Origin of the sequence: Rhodococcus sp. EPR-147 (assembly GCF_001647185.1) — a bacterium.
Classification (GTDB): domain Bacteria; phylum Actinomycetota; class Actinomycetes; order Mycobacteriales; family Mycobacteriaceae; genus Rhodococcoides.
Genome location: NZ_LVCU01000484.1, coordinates 1 through 1,789, shown reverse-complemented (window position 1 = coordinate 1,789; position 1,789 = coordinate 1). Strand labels below are relative to the sequence as shown.

2 protein-coding genes are annotated in these 1,789 nt (G+C 63.3%); one reads left to right on the top strand and one right to left on the bottom strand.

Going from position 1 to position 1,789, the window contains the following annotated elements; translation table 11 throughout:
* Positions 1-77 precede the first annotated feature (77 nt).
* On the bottom strand, positions 78-782 hold the full coding sequence (locus A2J02_RS20640; RefSeq protein WP_027498235.1) for a TetR/AcrR family transcriptional regulator: 705 nt from the start codon (positions 780-782) through the stop codon (positions 78-80).
* Between the two features lie 204 nt (positions 783-986).
* Between A2J02_RS20640 and A2J02_RS20635 the strand changes: the two genes are divergently transcribed.
* Positions 987-1,789 (top strand): MFS transporter (locus A2J02_RS20635; protein ID WP_442971492.1); only part of this gene is annotated, 803 nt, incomplete at its 3' end.

Genomic DNA, 1,789 nt, shown 5'->3' with positions numbered 1-1,789 from the left:
ACACGTCCGGCCGTATCCAGTGAGCGCTGCGATCCCTGACTGGATAGCGCATTGATGGTGAAATTTCGCATCAAGTTTTATTGGCCGTCGGTGAGCTGCGGGTCTAGCGTCGCGGCCGGCCGTGGACGGCTGTGGTCGCGCGAAGTGCTCGATCGGACACTTGCGGCATGGGCGGCGAGAAAGTTGTCGACGATTTGGATGCAGTCGTCGGCGTGGATGTGGCGCAGTCCTGTGAGGCGAGCGAACACTATCGGTCCGAGGAGCTGAATGAGGGCGAAGGTGGTGTCGATCTCGCCGAGTACAGCGCGAGCGTCAGGGGCCGTCAGGATCTGATCCAGGGACCTGCGGTATTGCTCTATGACACGGGCCCGAAGCGAGACCACCGCGCCAGGATCGAGATCGCGCCGGCTGGCGTCGCCGCTGTTGACGGGTCCCATTGCCAGCCAGGCCAGCGTGGTCATCTGCACCGGAGCTTGGTCGATGAGGTCGGCTTGGGTGGTGAGCAACGAAATCAGACGTTCACGTAGCGGACCGGTATCGATATCGGTGTCGACTGGGGGTAGTAGTCGCTCGAAGGTTGCAGCAAGCAGGTCAGTGGTACTTCCGAAGTGGCGGTACAGAGTGGCACGTGCAACCTTCGACATGCGGGTGACCGCCTCCACGGTGACCGCCTCGACACCGCCGGTGGACAGCAGCTGGCCCGCCGCTTCGAGCAACCGGTTACGTGAGCGCGCCAGCCGGGGGTCGGCCGGACCCTCGGCTGCAACGAGAGGGTCGACCATGAACGGGCTCCGCTCCATTTTGACTGACAAAACATGTCCTCGCTTGACCATTCTGTCACACCCGCAAAGTTATGATACTAATAGTCTCGTACCGAGACGATCAGTCTCTAACTGGGAGGCTGGCCGTTGAACGAACGTAGATCCGACTCTGCCAGCGTCGCTCGATGGAGCGGTGCCCAGTGGTGGATGTTGATTGTGTCGTGCATGGCGGTCGCGTTGGTGGTGGCCGCAATGGCGGCATTGTATTCAGCGTTGCCACAGATCGCGGTCGCGACAGGGGCGACGCAAGCTCAACTGACCTGGATAGTCGACGGTTATACGCTGGTATTGGCGTGCTTCGTTCTGCCTGCCGGTGCGATCGGTGACCGGTACGGTCGCCGCGGGGTGCTCGTGGCGGGGTTGGCGTTGTTCGCTTTCGCGTCGGCCTTGCCCTTGTTTCTCGCCGACCCGGCGTGGCTGATCGCTGCTCGCGCGTTGGCTGGGGCGGGTGCGGCGCTGGTCATGCCCTCGACGCTGTCGATACTGACCGCGGGATTTCCACCGGCGCATCGCGGCCGCGCTGTAGGTGTGTGGGCCGGGGTTGCTGGATCCGGGGCGGTCCTGGGCATCCTCGGGGCTGGTGTGCTGCTCGAACAGTGGTCGTGGACCTCGGTGTTCGTCGGGTTGACCGTCGCCGGAGCGGTTCTGGCCGGGTTGGCATGCAGTATCGCGGAGTCCCGCCAGCAGGAGCATCCACCGGTCGATTGGGTGGGCGCGGTGACCGTAGTTGTCGCGGTCGGGGCGATCGTCTTCGCTGTGATCGAGGTTCCGGCCCGTGGCTGGTCGGATTCGCTCGTCGCCATCAGCACTGCGGTGGGCTTGTTCGCAGTTGTGGTGTTCGTCGTCGTAGAACTACGTTCCTCGGCACCCCTACTCGATGTCCGGTTGTTCGCCCGCCGTGGCTTCGGTGCCGGCGCACTGTCGGTCTGTATCCAATTTCTGGTGACCTTCGGGGTGTTCTTGCTGTT